The organism is Gloeocapsopsis crepidinum LEGE 06123, from assembly GCF_015207655.1.
In the GTDB taxonomy this organism is placed as follows: domain Bacteria; phylum Cyanobacteriota; class Cyanobacteriia; order Cyanobacteriales; family Chroococcidiopsidaceae; genus Gloeocapsopsis; species Gloeocapsopsis crepidinum.
Map to the genome: position 1 here is coordinate 43,642 of NZ_JADEWN010000001.1, position 17,147 is coordinate 60,788.

Genomic DNA, 17,147 nt, shown 5'->3' on the forward strand with positions numbered 1-17,147 from the left:
CACTCATGATATAGGTATGTTGATACTGAAGCTTGACTTGACTAAAAAACAGCTGAGCATATTTGCGGGCGATCGCAAACATGTATAATAAAAGCTAATATTCTTCTTTTCAGCCAAAATTAGATAAACATCAGAAAAAAGTTACTAAAAATTCGTACCTCAATGATAAAATTTGTATTCGTTCATCTTGATTAAAACTCAATCAGTACAGACTGCTTAAAGTCATTCGACTGGCTAACTAGAAGTCACTATAAGAGCTAAACAAAAGAAGGCTACTTCATTTGGTTAATGTGCTGCGCTTAACTAGCAAGTTAACAAATCTGCCATAAGCTCAAGCTTGCTTTGTATGTCTTAAGTACTACTTACAGCACGTTCAACTTAGATATCTTTAACTAATCTAGTGATTGTTTAATCAGGAATTATATCTTGTTTTTGCCTAAAGCTTTGGTTGTCTAAAATACTCTATTTTTGGAGTAGTAAGGCTTACAGACAAGGATAAGCAACTCATCACAGTGTCTATGGCTCTGATGCTTATTGACTATATTAATCAAATACAATTTTGTACAAAATATTAGTATTTCAGTATATGTTGCTGATTCAGTAGTTATTAAAAGTTATAAATATTTGAATGTTTACAGTTATCCTACTTTGGTATTTTGTAATACAGCATTCTTCAAATGCTATTATGTAATCTTTAGAGTAACATATTTGACAACCTACTCACATACATGGTAAAGACAAGATATAAAGCTCATTAAAGATAGAATTTAAAAGTATGAATTTAATTAAGTAAGCTTAAGTTTTTTGACAGTCTATATAATAGAGGTAAATGTTACATAAATTGTCAACGGCTATTAGACAAGTTATTTTTATCTTAGAAATAAGAGATTCTTATATAGATAGGAGAAATATAAGATATTTTTATTTTTATGTCACTATTTGTAGTTAAATAAAAAGACTGTGAGTTACTAGCTTAGGATTCAATTAATAAGATTTATGAGTTCGCTTGAGTCAAGAAATACCAAATTGCCTAAAAAATTTATTGTAAGGAGGTTCTGTAGAATCAATTGAGTCAATGGATAAAGCTAATTGAATTAACATTTAGTCCTTTTTTCAGATTCTGAGAAACGGAATATACTTATAGCTTATTTTAGATTTTACATACATAATGACCGCTACCTAAAAATAAAGTAATTTGTTTTTTCATCAATAAGTTAAGCTCAGCATTAAGTTTTGTAAACTTTAGAAAAAAACACTAAAAATGACCTGAGAAATTAGTTAAATACTTTTGAATAAAAATGAAAATATCAGTAGAAGAAGCAATAGAAATAGTGGAAAGCGTCACTCAACAGGGTGGTTTAAGTAAAGTACAAGAAATTGTCTTTCGTCAATGTTGGGAAGGATGTTCTTATCAAGAAATTGCTAGAAAATCTGGATATCAACTAGGCTATATTAGGGATGTTGGTCATAAACTGTGGCAATCACTTTCAAGAGCTTTTGGTCAAAAAATTACAAAAACTAATTTTCAACGAGCTATTAAACAATATCAAATAACTGCATTATCTCCCAAGAATGAAACTCAGACATCTCCAACAAGTGCTTGTAATTTACCCTCTGTACAATTAAGTACAGTAAGCCAAAGGCAAGATTGGCAAGAGAAAATTGATGTTTCTACATTTTTTGGTCGTACGACTGAATTATCTCATTTGGAACAGTGGATGATTAGCGATCGCTGTCGCGTAATCTCGCTTTATGGAATGCCAGGAATTGGGAAAACGTTATTAGCTGCATTCTATGCAGAACAGATGCAATATAAGTTTGAGTATTTCATCTGGCGCAACGTGCGTAATGCTCAACCAATTAGAGAATTATTAACAGAAATTATTTTATTTTTATCACAACGACAAATAGGAGAATTGCCGCAGACAACAGACGACTTAATCTCATGTTTAATGAAGTATTTAAGACAGCATCGTTGTTTGTTGATCTTAGATAACTACGAATCTGTTTTACAAAGTGGTGGAAAAGCTGGGCGTTATCGCGGTACTTACGAAGGATATGGTCAATTACTACGGCAAGTGGCCGACGAAAGTCATCAAAGCTGCTTGTTGTTGACGACAAGAGAGATGCCCATCGGTTTAACAGTCAAAGAAGGCGATCAGTTACCTGTGCGATCGCTGCAATTAAGTGGTTTGTCATCAGAACCAGCCTATGAAATTTTAAGAACGAAAGGTCTAGTATTCACTAATGAAGAAGCACAAGGTTTAGTGACTCGCTATTCAGGTAATCCACTTGCTTTAAAAATTGTAGCTGTATCAATTCAATCTCTATATAAACAAGATATATCTAAGTTTTTGTCTCAAGGTCGAATTGTTTTTGGAGAGATATGGGATCTGTTAGAACAGCAATTTAATCGTCTATCGAACCGTGAAAAGCAAGTGATGCTGTGGTTAACAAGTTATCAAGAAAACACCTCTTTACTGAAACTAGATGAAAACAACTTGCCTGGATTATCTACAAGAGTAGTGTTAGAAGCTTTGCAATCTCTACAAATGCGATCGTTCATAGAAAACAACTCATTGCGTTTTACTCAGCCCAATATGGTTTTAGAGTACATTAAAGAAGTAACTCACTATAAAAGCGAATCTAGTATTCTCAAATTTGCAACAATCTCTTCAGAATTGAGTCAATTTCCAATACTTACAAAAAACCAAGGTTAACTAAACAGAAGTGTATTAATCGCATTACTATTAAAATTGCTTCTCTAGTTCCGCTGTTTGTGTTGTAGATTGCTGAGTTTGCTCAATGTCCAAGCGAGAACAGAAATTTTCCATTGTCAGCTTTAAACCTTGTTGTAGAGAAATTGCCGGTTCCCAATTAAGCCAGGCTTTGGCGCGTGTAATGTCTGGACAGCGATGGCGCGGATCGTCTAACAGTGGTGGTGCAAACTCAATCTTGACGTTAGGATTGACTAGCTTTTGCACATTTTGAGCTAGCTCTAGAATAGTACACTTATTTGGGCTACCCAAGTTGACTGGACCAATGTATTCACTATTCATCAGCCGCATCAATCCTTCTACTAGATCAGAAACATAGCAAAAACTTCGAGTTTGATAACCGTCACCATATACTACCAAAGGCTGATTTCGAAGAGCCTGAACGATTAAGTTACTTATGGCTCTACCATCATTTTCTAACATACGCGGACCATAAGTATTAAAGATGCGGGCGACACGAATTTTTACATCATTTTGCCGATAGTAGTCGAAAGCAAGAGTTTCAGCAACTCGCTTACCTTCGTCATAGCAGGAGCGAATTCCGATCGGATCGACGTTTCCTCTATAGTCCTCACTTTGAGGATGAATTTGTGGATCGCCATAAACCTCGCCAGTAGAGGCTAAAAGAAATCTAGCTTTCACCCGCTTGGCAAGCCCTAGCATATTTAACGTCCCGATCACATTAGTTTTAACTGTTTTGACTGAATTAAATTGGTAATGCACCCGTGCTGTAGGACAAGCGAGATGATAGATTTGCTCAACTTCTAATCGTAAAGGTTCAGTGACATCGTGTCGTAGCAGTTCAAAATTTGGATACTCCATCCACTTAAGAATGTTACGTTTATGTCCCGTATAAAAATTATCTAAACAAATGACTTCATGCCCCTGTGTCATCAATCGATCTATTAAATGAGAGCCAATTAAGCCCGCACCGCCCGTAACTAATATTCTCATCTCTACCTTGCTCGTGAGCTATTTTTTATGCTTTGTTGGTCAAATTCAATTTATGAAGATTGGCATCTTTGCTTATCTTTTTGTGTTCTACAAAATTAAAAATTCCGATCAATATTTGTTTAAACTTTAATAAGTTCATTAGATTCTCTATTCACAGATAGATTAATTTGGTAGTTTAGCTGTTGAAACTGATTGTGCATCCAACTATAACCCTTAGCAATACAATGCGTACAAGCTTCACCACAGTTATTTCCCTGATCGTCACAAAGAATTACACTTGCTTCTTTTCTCTCGAAATGCTGCTGACATAAGTAGCAAAGCTGATAATTTTCACAACAGCTACTATTACTATTAGTATGTTCAATTTGAATTTGCATGGTTTCTAATTTTACTTGAATGTTCATTTGGAGAAATTGTATAAATTAGTTATCAATTTAACGTAAATACTCCAGGCAAAAGCCTTTTAATACCTATTTTTCTAGTTAACTATGGGGAGAATAACTAACTACTACTTAGTAAGCACCACGTTTAGTTAAAACAATATATAGCGTTTTGAAGAGTAGATACAAGTCGTAAGTAACAGACCATTTACGTTGGTAATCCAAATCCATTAGCACGATCGCTTCAAAATCTTTGATACTAGAACGTCCATTTACCTGCCATTCACCTGTTATTCCTGGTTTAACCCACAGCCTTTGCCAGTGGTGAGGTGCGTAATGCTTGACTTCATCCTTTGTTGGTGGTCGAGTACCAACTAAGCTCATTTGCCCCAGTAAAACGTTCCAAAACTGCGGCAATTCGTCCAGACTAGTGCGGCGCAGAAAGCTACCTACACGAGTAACACGGGGATCGTTTGAATTCTTAAAAATTTGTCCTTGAGCTTCATTTTTGACTAAATGTTGTAGTTTCTCAGCCCCAACCACCATAGAGCGAAATTTCCAAATGCGGAAAAGACGACCATTTAACCCACAGCGCATCTGGCTGTAGAAGATAGGACCAGGGTTATCTAATTGCATTGCAATTCCCACTGGAATCGTGACCAAGGCAGTAATTAGTAATCCAAATATAGCCCCGAAGATATCAATTAAACGTTTAGTACGACTAATAGTAGAGGGATGTATAACTGACCTTACTACACAATTCTTGTGTTCCTTTAAAGGAAGATTTATTGATTCTTGCGTTTCAGTTTGCGTATGTTTTTCTTGACTAATATTCCCAATCTTTGGATTTGAAATACGTGATATCAATGGAACTATCTTTATCATTCTTCTACCTTAGAGTATCACATGTTTCTACAAAGTCATAAACCAGGTATTTAATTATTATTGCTTGCTAAAATGTACAAAAATGATAGATTATTGAGCTATCCTCATGCGTTGAATCTGTAATAATAGCTTTACTATTGGCATATTTATATTTAATTCTCTAAAAGTAATGAGTTTCACTTAAAAATATCTATAAATTACACTAAGTTTGCCCTGTTTATTTCCTTATGTAGCAGAGTTCAGGAGTCAGAGATCGGAATTAAAAGCTAGTTGGCTCAATAGTTCTAAGTTTCTATAATGTCCTAAGTATATTGATTATTGCTATAAAAATAGTGCGATCGCATTTATATTGATAATCCTTTATTTGATTTGAATACATCCTGAATTAGTAAATTTATGTAAATATACTAATTCTCATAAACAAAAGTTATCTTTTAGTTTATTTACAATAATAACGAGTCTTCGACTTAAACTCATCAAACGAATATTTAGAGTATCATTATTAATTATCTAGAGGAAATGTCTACGATTATGTTCAAGAAAATGTTTGATTTAAGATATCAGTTGTATAACTTCTTATTATTTTTGTTGAACACGAGTTTTGCGAGCAGTCTCTACTTTATCCCTCGTACTCATAACATTAATCGAGCCGAGTAAGTTAGATGCTATTGCTTTTTAGAGAACGAAGGCTTAACCGTATGCAAGTAAAAATTCACTCCAGACAAACAACCTAAAACCTCTACTAATAGTGTGCTGTGTCTGGATTCAAAACCTTTTAATAGCCCACGTAAAAACAGCTTTACATAGTACTTCGGTAGAGTGAAAAACAAGTGACGCAGATTACCCCAGTGCCGATACTTAGAAAACTGAATCAACCGCGCTGCCGCATCTCCTCGCAAATAAGAGTATATCTGCTGTTTCAAGTCATCTATATCTTTGCGATGATAGTGGTAAACGACAGCTGTTGGCTCATAGCGACACGCCCAGCCTTCGGCAAGCACTCGGTACCATAATTCAGAATCTCCATTACACCCAGCAGCTCCTGCGTCTAAACGTTCGTCAAAATTCCCCACTAGTTCAAAAGCCGTACGTCGGAACGCCATATTGGCACCAGCTCCTATACGCCAAACAGGAACACCCCAATGCTTGTGCTGCTCAAAAAAGTGGGTATCAAAAGTCAGGGCACGGTACCCTCGATGAAAGCTCCAGTATTTTTCAAAGATGAATTGTGCTTCTGTTTCTAGTTCTGCTGGTAGAACCATTCCGGTAACAGCCATCACCTTGGGGTCATCAAAGCTTTGCTGCAGTTGAGCAAGCCAGTCAGGATGAACTGTCACGTCATCATCAGTAAAAGCAATAATATCGCTTGTCGTGTGACGAATACCTGTATTACGTGCTATGTCTAAACCAGGGTTGGGTTCTAGCACATATCGGATATGGGGCATCTGGGCAACGAGCTGACGTGTAGTATCTGAACTCGGGGCATTGTCTACAACTAGGATTTCCTGTGGGTACTGGGACAAATTTTGTAACGAATGCAGACATCGTGCTAATTGTTCTGGTCGATCCCGCGTACAGATGACCACACAAACAGATTGACTTGTAGGCAGTAACAAACATTCACAAAGCTGAGCCAGAGGCTGCTGTAATTCCACAAGTGCATCAAAGTTTGGCGGAATTGAATTTTTATTAAACAGTTCAGGCAAGTGTACTTTAAAACCTTGCTCAAAAAGGCGATCGCCGACTGCTGGGGTAATAGTTTGCAGTACCAGGTTTGTCAATTGCGTAGCGGGCATCGGTAACTGAGTGGCTTGAATTTCCAGATGACCAAGGGGGATGCCATGCCACCAAAACACTATATATAGCCCCTGATAGTCTGATGCAAGTAGTGCAGGAATGCCTTCACTCAGCTCAAGGTGCAGAATCTTCCAGGGAGCAAATGTATTCACAATTAACTTACCTCTAATTTCGCTCAGTCTATTAGCTACTTCTAAATAGAACACAATGAATTAAGGAAAAGGTTTACGCTAGACTGCACCGACCACTGAGGACTAAAACCTAGAAGTAACTTTGCTTTTGATATATCTGCTTGCGAATGCTGAATATCTCCAGAACGGGAAAATGAAAATCTAGCTTCTGCTTTCCATTGAGGAAAACAAGCTTTGAGAATATCAACAAGTTGAATAAGAGAAGTTGCTTTTCCTGTGCCTAAATTACAAGTTACGTAGGAACCTGGGGCAAGTGGAATAGTTAAGGCTTTGGCAAAGGCGATCGCTACATCTTTGACGTAGATGAAGTCTCGTGTCTGAGTTCCATCTCCATAAATTGCGATCGGTAGACCTTGCTGCATTGCTGAAACAAAAACCGAGATTACACCAGAGTATTGACTAGGTAATTGTCCCAGACCAAATACATTAAACATTCGTAATGCCACAAATGAAAAACCTAGTTCCTGGGCGAACAAACTCGCATATTGCTCACAAGCTAATTTTTGTAAACCATAAGGAGAAATAGGACAAGTGTCTTGATGCTCTGAAATAGGCAAATAACTTTGTTTTCCATATACAGCTGCAGAGCTAGCAAAGACTAACCTGGGGATATTTAGATCTTGACACAGTCGAATCACTGCAACCATTGTAGAAAGATTATGATGATGAGCCTCTAGTGGTCTTAGCCAAGATTCTGTTACAGATGGAATAGCTGCTAAATGAGCAATTCCATCAATGCTCTCAGCAAAATCTTCCGGCTGACACATAAATATATCTTTTTGCAGGAATTTTAAACAGGGATGTTTAGGTAGGTTTTGTAAGTTACCTGTAGCCAGGTTATCGACTACTGTTACAGTGTGACCTTCTAATAAAAGCTGTTCCGTAACATAAGAGCCAATAAAACCTGCTCCTCCGGTGACGATAAAATGCATAACTTTAAAGTTTGAATGAGCGGCTTGAGTGTAAATAACTGTCGTTTTTCAAAATCTTCTCATCCTATGCCATCTGACGCTCACCAGCTCGATTGACGGACAATATTCACAACTTTGCTATTAGCCCTCTTAGTATTAGCCTTTAGCCAGAGATGAACAGGAGCAGGCGCTATCAGCTTTAATAGCGTTTTCACCCAGTACAAAAGATAAAAGATCTTCATCTGATACAAGCGGTATAAAATTGGCTGCCGATAAGGCCATAGCGCCTGTTGTAGAGATTCCCAAACTTTGGTGTCTTTAACTCCTTGTTCAGACAAATACTTCTCTAACCAATTCAAGAAAGTCAGTTGAGCAGAATTCATCTGGGAAAAATGAAATTCCCCTGTTTTTACTGCTACATAGCAACTGGAGTCTGGATGCTGTCGATACCTGTCCCAACAGCCACTTTCGACAAATACAGGTACTTTGAGACACAGCTTGGCAAAGAAGGCTTGATCCTCATGCATGCCTCGAAAAGTCTCGACAAATCCTCCTATGTCTTCTATTGTCTTCCTTCGGATTAGGACGCCACAAGTAGCAGGTGTTTCAGCGTCTTCTCCTTGTAAGAACAGAGCAAGCAGTTGCGGTGGCTGCACCAAAGTATCAGGCTGAACACCAAGTTTTCGTCCGCGATCGCGTCGAACATCTTTAGGTTTCCCTGTCCAGCTATACCACATTTGAGTAGACCCATAAACCATTGCAGCTTCAGGCTGTGAGTTTAAAATTGCCACTTGTCGCTCTAATTTAGGCGGCAACCAAATGTCATCTGCATCCAAAAAGGCAATATACTCGCCTTTGGCGTTGCTAATACCCAGGTTGCGCGAAGCACTCATGCCGCGATTTTGATGACCGTCGTGTTCTAGATAACGCACTTTCTCAGGATATTGTGTTGCATAGCGTTGGGCAATGGCAGTGCTAGCGTCAGTTGAACCGTCGTCTACAAGCAACAATTCCCAGCGATTGTAGGTCTGAGCAAACACGCTCTCTATGGCTTCTTGGATGAACTTCTCAGCGTTCAAGAAGATGATGATACCAGAAACCAGTGGCTTGCTACTCATTGCCTTTCCTTCCTACTAAAGTTGTGTTCAGCTACACATATAAGCCATTCAGTCATAAAACGACTCCTTCAATCGACGGGCAAACTCTTCCCCATCCCAGTCCTCAATTACAATACGAGGAAGCTGGAAGCAGTTGGTGTGTGACCAGACAGTCTCAGCATCTGTGGAGCAGGCACAGGTAAATCCGGCTTGGCGAACAAGGGTAGCTGTCTCTGCCGTATAGTTGCCATGAGGATATGCAAAGCTACTCACTGCATGACCTAGGTTTTCTTCTAGCTGGGCTTTGCTTTGCAGAATTTCATCTTGTTGTAAAGCCAACGGAAGTGTAGAGAGAAACGGGTGTGTCACCGTATGAGAGCCGACTTCGATCAGTTCCCCTTGTTCTAAAGCGATCGCTTCCGCTAATGAAAGACAGCGGTGAGTTGGGCGGTTCTCTGGCTCGGTACCAGACCATACAAGGAGATCGTCTAGTACTTTTTGGCGATCGCCTGCGCGTAAAAAGCACAGCAGTTGATACACTGAGCGATAGAGATCATGGCGCTGACTGGGAGTATCTTTGTGTTCAAACTGCCAGTAACAATGGCGCTGATATGCCTCCTCGGTATAATTAGCTGCTTCGCCTAACTTCCATTGGTAGGTATTGCCGTTAATGTTCAGACAAAGCATTTCCGGTAATGTCCCAGGTTGCAAAAGTAGCCGTTCTAGTTCGTCCCACCAAAATTCACGCTCGTTCCCCATATAGCCACTAGTCAAGAAAACTGTTGCAGGGATGTCGTAGCGCTCTAGCAGCGGTTTGGCATTGTGGAGATTATCAGCATAACCATCGTCAAAGGTAATGCTTACTGAGCGGTGTGCAAGCTTTCCATCCTGAAGATTCTGAGTTAATTGCTGCAGCGGCATCGGGCAACCATATTTTTGCAAAACTTCAAGGTGTTCGGCAAAGTGCTGTGGAGTTACACACAGCGACCAAGGGTCCGAGTCCACTTCAGCCACGCGGTGATAAAGCAGGATGAGTCCCTCTGGCTCGAATCTGTTTTTAAGTCGTCTAGCAATCCGCCGCAATTTACTGAGTCCGCGTATCCTCACGACGCCACCTCAGGTTTTAGCGCTCTGACTGTGATGATGACCTGATAATTGCGATCGCGGTAATCTAGTTCTTCCTGGTGCAGTTCCTCTGTTGCTAGCCCTTGCAGAAACGCAGTCGCCGCCAGCACATTTCCATAAGTTTCAACGTTGACTGCTATTGGAAAAACCTCCTCGAACAACCGCTGTGCTGACAGGCTGGTGAAACTCCAATACCAAGAATCACCCCACTCGTCGTTGCTGATTTGGCTGATACCTGGAAATGTTACTAGCGCAACTCCACCTGGCTTCAGAATGCGGTAAAGCGTCTTGAGTGCTGCTGGCACATCGTAAATGAGGTGGAGCGTTTGCGTTAGGATACAGCAGTCGAAGGTATTTGAGGGAATATGGTCAGCACAGGTGAGATCGCCGAAGATGGTAGCGTCTGTGTTGGTTTCTGCCACGTGTAGTACATCACTTTTAGTAACGCGATCGCCACCAAACTTGCGAGTATAAAAGTTATCTCCGATCTCTAGTACACGCCCTTGAATATCATTGGCATGGCTGGCAAGAAAGTTCTCAATGTAGTAGCGGTCAACCGGAAGACCTCGGTCAAAACCAAACTCTCGACTGATTGGTGTTATCCTTCGCAAGTTACCAAAGCGTACTAACCTTACTGGGGGATAATATTTGTGGCTCTGCTGTTGAGCCCGTAACCAACGGCGGATATAGATCGGCAATGTTCGCCGCCCTATTGACTTCAAGAGTCCTTTCATTTGTGCCGCCTGATCAGTTTCAACAACTTCTTTCATATGCTTTCTAAGATGCTGAGCAAGTTCCAATAGCCGGTACAAGCGCGGATGTTGATGGGACCACAGTGCTTTTCGTAGCATCTGCCAGATCTCGTTATCCTTAACTCCTTGCGCGGACAAATACTTTGCTAGCCAATTCAAAAAAACTAGCCGGACAGAATGGTATTGTCCTGCCTTCGTCACTATAGAACTGCAAGAATCAGGGTGCAGTCGATACCTGTCCCAACACTCATTTGCCACAAATACAGATTCTTTGAGGTACACCTTCGTCAAAAAGGCTTGATCTTCGTACATCTGGTATATACCCCGAAAGTCTTCTTCAAACCCCCCTATCCGTTCCACCACCTCACGGCGTAGTAAAAGATCCGAGGGGCAAGGGGCACTAGCTTTTCCTAAGGGATAGCAGGCAGTTAGCAGTGTTGGTGGTTTAAATAAAGTGTCGGGTTGGACACCCAGATCTGGCACAAAGTCGCGTCGAATATCCTCAGGTTTCTCTGTCCAGCTGTACCAATATTGAGTAGAACCATAAACCATAGCAGCCTCAGGCTGTGAGTCTAGGATTGCTACTTGCCGTTCCAATTTGTGAGGCAACCACAGGTCATCAGCATCCAAGAAGGCAATATATTTACCTCTGGCATTGCGGATACCCAAGTTACGCGTCGCACTCATGCCACGATTTTGATGATCATCGTGCTCTAAATAGCGCACTTCCTTTGGGTGTTGTGTTGCATAGTGCTGGGCAATGGCAGTACTACCGTCAGTTGAGCCATCATCTACTAGTAACAGTTCCCAGTGGTCATAGGTCTGAGCGAATACGCTCTCTATGGCTTCTTGAATGAACTTCTCAGCGTTTAAGAAAATCACGATCGCAGAGACTAAAGGCTTGCTGTTCATTTGATTTCCCTGCTACTAACGTTCAACATGAGCTGTAGAATCTCCCAGAGGATATAAAGTGCTCATGAGCATTGCCTCCGAATTTGTTCAATACGTGCTAAGGAGCGGGAATATTCTCCCAAAAGCCCAACAACACCCCCCCACAGTTCTGCTACAACTATGTCTGGGGGCAAGATATAACGACCTATCAAACTTTTCAGCAGGCGGCGCAACTGATCCTTGAACCACCAGCCAACGATACGGCGCAGCTTGGAGCGTTGGGATGGATCGCTTTGATAAGACTTGACTACAAAAGCCATAAAGCCCATACCCCAACTTTGACAATATTGGTGACGCAGTTTTTTATATTCCTGACGATGTTGGTGAAACACTAAATATTGTGGTTCATATACCAGTGGGTAGCCTGCCCGAATTACTCGATAAAAAATATCCAAGTCACCGCCGCCTGGAAGAGAAGCTCCTGTATCAAGAGCCTCATCAAAGCCACCTAATTTCTGTAAAACCTCTCGGCGAAATGCCATGTTACATCCATTTCCGAACATTCCAGCTCCGCAAGGGTACATATAATAGTCAGGTAAGGTTTGTCCATAACGGATTTTCTCAAAACCATTACGAAAGCCTCCATTTTGTTCTGCTAGAATCTGCGCTTTTGTGGTCAATTCGGAAGCTAAAACTTGTCCTGTGAAAGCCGCTGCATCTGGATTTTCTACCCATGCTTCCATCAGTCCATCCAGCCATCTCCGGTCTACCGTTACATCATCATCAACAAAGGCTAAAATTTCGCCAGTTGCTTCGTGTAAAGCCCGATTGCGAGCAAAGTCTAAACCAGGTTTAGGTTCTCGAACGTAGCGCACGCTTGGCAGTGAGGCAACCAATTCTTGGGTTTGTTCATTGGTAGGAGCATTATCAATAACTAATATTTCAAAGCAATAAGAAGCTCTTGATACAGGCTGTTTTAAGTTCAGCAAAGATTTTAAGCAGCGAGCCAGGTTTTTAGGACGATCCTTAGTACAGATAGCAACCGTTAGTGAGGGCAAATGAGTCGCAGTCGCAGGAGAAACTAGTTCTTCTCGGATACTTTCCTGAAGTAGTTTTGTTCCGACTTCTCGGCTGATTAATTGAGCTAATTCTTCAGGGGTGAGCACACTTTTTGCTGGTAGTGCTTTCATCAAAAAGCCAATTAGTCTATCTTTGCGCCGCAGGATCAAAGCAATACCTGTATCGCTCTCAGGAACACAGATGATAGGTAGAGGTTGTGTAACTTCGATTTCAGTAATGGTATAGGGCATAAGAGACACACTTGGTCTTAAGTCAGTACACTGCGGTATTGCAGGTGGTAGAGTTTGGCAAACATGCCATTGAGTTTTAACAAATGCTGTAAGCTACCTTGTTCGACGACTCGTCCCTCCTCGATCACCACAATCTGATCGGCTTGTTCTATCGTCGATAAGCGATGAGCGATCGCAATTACTGTACGATCTTGACTAAAGGTGTTGATTGCCTTCTGGATGAGGTGCTCCGAGACACTATCAAGCGCATTAGTAGCTTCATCCAGAATCAGAATTTCTGGATTGCGTAAAATGGCACGTGCTAAGGCAATACGCTGTCGCTGTCCGCCTGAAAGGCGAATCCCCTGATCGCCTACTTGAGTATCGTAACCTTGAGGTAGATTGCTGATAAATTCCTGGGCATGGGCTTGTCTAGCTGCTGCTATAATTTCGTCTTCTGTCGCCTCTAATCGACCATAAGTGATGTTCTCCCGCACAGTTGTATTGAAAATATGGATATCCTGACTGACAATAGCAATGCGACTACGCCAGTCAGCAAGATGAAGCTGACGCAACGGGCAATCATCTACATAAATCTCTCCCTCCGTAATGTCATAAAAACGGCAGATTAGGTTAATCAGTGTGGATTTACCCGCACCTGAAGAACCCACTAAGGCAGTAGTTTTAGCTCGTGGAATTTGGATGGAAACGTTACGCAATGCAGGTTTATCCAGGGGGTTGTAGCGAAAGGAAACAGATTCAAAATAAATGGCTTGCTTCAGACCTTTGAAGGAAGTTCGACCAGAGCGAATATATGGTTTATCTGAACAGTCTAGAAAGGACATGACATCCTCTACAGAAGGTATCAAAGCATTCAGATTAACTCGGGCACTATCTAACTGCTTCACCTTGGGTTGCAGACGGTAAAGAATAAAGATAAAAGTTAATAAAGTTGGTAGGGTAGCTCGGTCTTGAAGAAGCGCGATGACTAGAATGCACAACAGTAGAGCAGCAGAGAGAACTTCAGACAGCGGTTCTATAGTCGCGTAGAGCTGATCGAGCTTCATAGAAGTATTACGCACCTGCGCTGATGCTTGGTCAAAACGCTTCTGCTCGTAAGATTCTTGACCAAAAGCCCGAATGAGCCTCATACCATAAAACCCTTCAAGCATTCGGTTGGCAAGATGATCATTCGCTTGTACTGCCTGTTTCCCCAGCTGCTTTGCTTGGCGTGACACTTGCTGAATACTGAACGAAATTAATATCAAGGCTACTGCAACCAACAACGTTAGTTGCCAAGAGACAAGCAGTAACAGCATGACAAAAACAAAGACTGTACAAGCACTAATAATGAGGTCAACCAAGACTGACAGGGCATCACAGGCTCGCCAGGTTTCGGTAGCTAGTGTGTTCAGCAGTTTACCTGATTGATGAGAGTCTAAAAAGCCATAACTTACGTTCAGTAGTTGCTTAAAAACACTGGAGCGTAATCGATAACTGATGTGTGAGTAGAGCCAAGAAAAGAGAATCGCATTGCTGTAGGAAAGGCAATTCTTGAGAAGAACACTACCGAATATGCATAAGGGAATAATTAAAAGACGATGATTGGATGGAACGTAAATAAATAATTGATTGAGAAAATTTAATAATAAATTGCTGCTGACTGATTGAGAAGTTGTTTGCTCCAAACTTTGAAGAAAAGGGATAAATAAACTAATTCCCAATCCTTCCGACAGAGAAGACAATAACCCTAAGATGATAATTAGTGGAATTACCCAAGGATAAGGCTTGAGTAGCGGTAGTAGTTGCCTAATTGTCTGTGCCTCTTTCATTGAGAATAACCTTCCATATAAGTTGGAAGGAAATTAATCTGTTTCACTATATACAAATGGTGATTAGCAACTCAGATATCTTTGCTAACTGAAAGTATTGAGCTTGTTATATTATAAAATTTGCTTTTACGTATCTCTTGAGAGCTTATAGCTGGTAGTAATTCTTAACCTCTGTTAGGTACAAGGAAGCCACACATTCTGATGAAATTTCGCCAATGATGTTGCAGATGCTTACCTATAAGAGACTTGGCAACTTGCTCACTTCTCTCGGGGCTATCACTGTGAAAATACTTAATTTTTTTCAGTCTTCATAACTGTTTTTTAGCTTTATTCATTTTTCTTTAACTTCGCCTACTTTAGTTAAGTATGCAAATGACCTGTTTGCGATCGTGTATATGAATAGGTATAAGTTGTGATCTCAGTACATTACAAAAACTCACAAAAGTAGATTTGCAAGACCAATCATTAATGGATCATTACTTATTTAGCACTACCCACAGCCAGGTCATAGCAACACTACCGTAAAATCACTCAACTAAAATTCACCTGTGCAGAATTTACTGAATTATACTGAAGTACTTCAAGTGACAACGAAAATATAATTTAATCACTAGTTCACAAAAGCTAGTTTTTGTGAACATACCCTAGTTGATTTCAGGCAATTTCAGAAATTATGTACATTATTTGTTGGACAGGAATAAAGAAGCTTCTACTGCCTAGCAAAACTGCACTTGTTCTGAGTATGGCGGTTGGTATTGGTGTTGGAAATTATTCAACAATAGCTGCTAATAAAACTGCTAACTTTAACCGCAATAGCGGTACTAGTGATAATACCATCCTTGCTACGAATAAACTACGTCCTACACGAGATAAGTGGTTGTGGCCTTTTGCATCCACATCTCCTTGGAACATGCCTATTGGCTCAAACGCACGCTACGTGCCAGCAAACATTCAAAAGGCAGAATGGGCGGTGGCGGATGTGGAGTACTTTTACAAGATCCAAGCAAACGATCCCTTAAGGTCAGTCTATGTCCCTGGTGCTTGGGGATCTGGACGCTGCACAGGCACTATTTCTCAAGGAAAGCTACCGGTTCCTGATAATCTAATTGTTCCAGATGCTGGCAAATACAGTACGCCTAACAATCCTGCTGCTTTCCTCTTGCCTGATGGGAAAACGCTCGTACAGCTCAACCCACTTACACGTTGTACTGCGGGAGGAAATGTGTACGGATGGCGCACTGAGGACGTCAGTATATACGGAGATGGGTTACGTGGAGGTCGCGGAGGATCTGGTCTTTCAAGTATCGGTGGCTCAATTCGTCTAGGCGAACTCACGGGTACTAAACCTATTCGTCATGCATTGAAAATAAACCTTTGGGCAAACAAATACTTACACTATTCCTCATCTAATCCAGGATATCGCTGGCCTGCAGATCGTGCCGATGGCTACGCGGCTGAACACTACAAAGGTACTAATCCTAAACTTGTGATGGGGACACTGCTAGCGATCCCACCAAATGTGACAAAAGCGAGCCTTGGTCTTCAAACACCAGCTGGACGAAAACTTTTCCACGCACTGCAAAATTATGGGGGTTACGTTGTCGATGATTCTGCTGGGGACGCACACTACTTATCAGTAGAAAACGGAGTCTTGGAAGAGTTCCGTGCTACCTACAGCTATGACTTTGGTGGCACAAGCGGTATTTTTTACAACGACCTTATGAAGCTATTCAGAGCGCTTCATATTGTTGAGAACAACGGACCGAACAGTGTCGGCGGTGGTGGTACGCCACGAGTTCGTATGGCACCGCCAATTGGAAACTGAAGCGCGTAAGATGACTAGGACGAGTATTAAAGGGTAGGCTTTGCCTATATCCCTACCTTAAAAATATAACTTTACAGCTGATAAGCTTGAGTAAAAAATAGATAAATTTTTCTGATAATGATTTTTAAAATTAAGCCTTGAGTATAGACTTCTAGCAGAATCGAAGGTTATATGCAGATTGCCTTCAATATTTTCCTCACTGCCAATCTCAGACTATCAAAATTACTTTTATACTTCAAATATTGTTTGCTAAATACTCATAATTTGACACGCATTTAGATTAGAATTTTTGAAGCTTAAACTTTTGATAAAAAGGCTTTCGAGCGAGAAAAATAAATACATAACTGCTTAGCCCTATGCAAGTCTCTAGCACTTGAGATATTAATGCTTTAGAGAACCAACTTTAAACGCGCGATTAATCACAGTTAGCATACTCTTACT

General features: G+C 40.8%; 12 protein-coding genes. 2 read left to right on the forward strand and 10 right to left on the reverse strand.

Features of this window, described 5'->3' with window-relative positions; translation table 11 throughout:
• The first annotated feature begins 1,298 nt into the window (after window positions 1–1,298).
• Entirely contained in the window at window positions 1,299–2,720 is a 1,422-nt protein-coding gene (locus IQ230_RS00180) for an NB-ARC domain-containing protein (RefSeq protein ID WP_193929684.1), read from the forward strand.
• Between the two features lie 30 nt (window positions 2,721–2,750).
• On the opposite strand, the gene IQ230_RS00185 is transcribed toward IQ230_RS00180, so the two are convergent.
• From IQ230_RS00185 to IQ230_RS00230, 10 genes are all read right to left on the reverse strand, one after another.
• On the reverse strand, window positions 2,751–3,731 hold the full coding sequence (locus IQ230_RS00185; protein ID WP_193929686.1) for a UDP-glucuronic acid decarboxylase family protein: 981 nt from the start codon (window positions 3,729–3,731) through the stop codon (window positions 2,751–2,753).
• Window positions 3,732–3,850: 119 nt separating this feature from the next.
• A complete protein-coding gene (locus IQ230_RS00190; protein ID WP_193929688.1) occupies window positions 3,851–4,135 on the reverse strand; it encodes a hypothetical protein in 285 nt (94 codons plus the stop codon).
• A 108-nt stretch (window positions 4,136–4,243) separates the two neighbouring features.
• The gene (locus tag IQ230_RS00195) at window positions 4,244–4,996 is read right to left on the reverse strand and encodes a sugar transferase (RefSeq protein WP_193929689.1); all 753 of its coding nucleotides are present in this window, start codon (window positions 4,994–4,996) and stop codon (window positions 4,244–4,246) included.
• Window positions 4,997–5,661: 665 nt separating this feature from the next.
• A complete protein-coding gene (locus IQ230_RS00200) occupies window positions 5,662–6,945 on the reverse strand; it encodes a glycosyltransferase family 2 protein (RefSeq protein ID WP_193929690.1) in 1,284 nt (427 codons plus the stop codon).
• A gap of 41 nt (window positions 6,946–6,986) precedes the next feature.
• A complete protein-coding gene (locus tag IQ230_RS00205; RefSeq protein WP_193929691.1) occupies window positions 6,987–7,916 on the reverse strand; it encodes an NAD-dependent epimerase/dehydratase family protein in 930 nt (309 codons plus the stop codon).
• A gap of 80 nt (window positions 7,917–7,996) precedes the next feature.
• Complete coding sequence (locus IQ230_RS00210; RefSeq protein WP_193929692.1) at window positions 7,997–9,013, reverse strand: glycosyltransferase family 2 protein; 1,017 nt, start codon at window positions 9,011–9,013, stop codon at window positions 7,997–7,999.
• 48 nt (window positions 9,014–9,061) lie between these two features.
• Window positions 9,062–10,099: a polysaccharide deacetylase family protein gene (locus tag IQ230_RS00215; protein WP_193929693.1), complete on the reverse strand. Its 1,038-nt coding sequence runs from the start codon at window positions 10,097–10,099 to the stop codon at window positions 9,062–9,064.
• Window positions 10,096–11,781 (reverse strand): glycosyltransferase, encoded by a 1,686-nt coding sequence (locus IQ230_RS00220; protein ID WP_193929695.1) that lies wholly within the window; start codon window positions 11,779–11,781, stop codon window positions 10,096–10,098. Before IQ230_RS00220 ends, IQ230_RS00215 begins: the two co-directional genes overlap by 4 nt.
• A 62-nt stretch (window positions 11,782–11,843) precedes the next feature.
• Window positions 11,844–13,070 (reverse strand): glycosyltransferase family 2 protein, encoded by a 1,227-nt coding sequence (locus tag IQ230_RS00225; protein ID WP_193929697.1) that lies wholly within the window; start codon window positions 13,068–13,070, stop codon window positions 11,844–11,846.
• A gap of 17 nt (window positions 13,071–13,087) precedes the next feature.
• Entirely contained in the window at window positions 13,088–14,881 is a 1,794-nt protein-coding gene (locus IQ230_RS00230; RefSeq protein WP_193929699.1) for an ABC transporter ATP-binding protein, read from the reverse strand.
• A 673-nt stretch (window positions 14,882–15,554) separates the two neighbouring features.
• On the opposite strand from IQ230_RS00230, the gene IQ230_RS00235 reads away from it, so the two are divergent.
• A complete protein-coding gene (locus IQ230_RS00235) occupies window positions 15,555–16,706 on the forward strand; it encodes a hypothetical protein (RefSeq protein ID WP_228054450.1) in 1,152 nt (383 codons plus the stop codon).
• Window positions 16,707–17,147: the final 441 nt, after the last annotated feature.

Coding starts and splice junctions, on each gene's coding strand:
- IQ230_RS00225 (WP_193929697.1), bottom strand. CDS start 13,070: ATGCCCTATACCATTACTGAAATCGAAGTTACACAACCTCTACCTATC.
- IQ230_RS00180 (WP_193929684.1), top strand. CDS start 1,299: ATGAAAATATCAGTAGAAGAAGCAATAGAAATAGTGGAAAGCGTCACT.
- IQ230_RS00195 (WP_193929689.1), bottom strand. CDS start 4,996: ATGATAAAGATAGTTCCATTGATATCACGTATTTCAAATCCAAAGATT.
- IQ230_RS00190 (WP_193929688.1), bottom strand. CDS start 4,135: ATGAACATTCAAGTAAAATTAGAAACCATGCAAATTCAAATTGAACAT.
- IQ230_RS00230 (WP_193929699.1), bottom strand. CDS start 14,881: ATGAAAGAGGCACAGACAATTAGGCAACTACTACCGCTACTCAAGCCT.
- IQ230_RS00220 (WP_193929695.1), bottom strand. CDS start 11,781: ATGAACAGCAAGCCTTTAGTCTCTGCGATCGTGATTTTCTTAAACGCT.
- IQ230_RS00205 (WP_193929691.1), bottom strand. CDS start 7,916: ATGCATTTTATCGTCACCGGAGGAGCAGGTTTTATTGGCTCTTATGTT.
- IQ230_RS00185 (WP_193929686.1), bottom strand. CDS start 3,731: ATGAGAATATTAGTTACGGGCGGTGCGGGCTTAATTGGCTCTCATTTA.
- IQ230_RS00235 (WP_228054450.1), top strand. CDS start 15,555: ATGTACATTATTTGTTGGACAGGAATAAAGAAGCTTCTACTGCCTAGC.
- IQ230_RS00210 (WP_193929692.1), bottom strand. CDS start 9,013: ATGAGTAGCAAGCCACTGGTTTCTGGTATCATCATCTTCTTGAACGCT.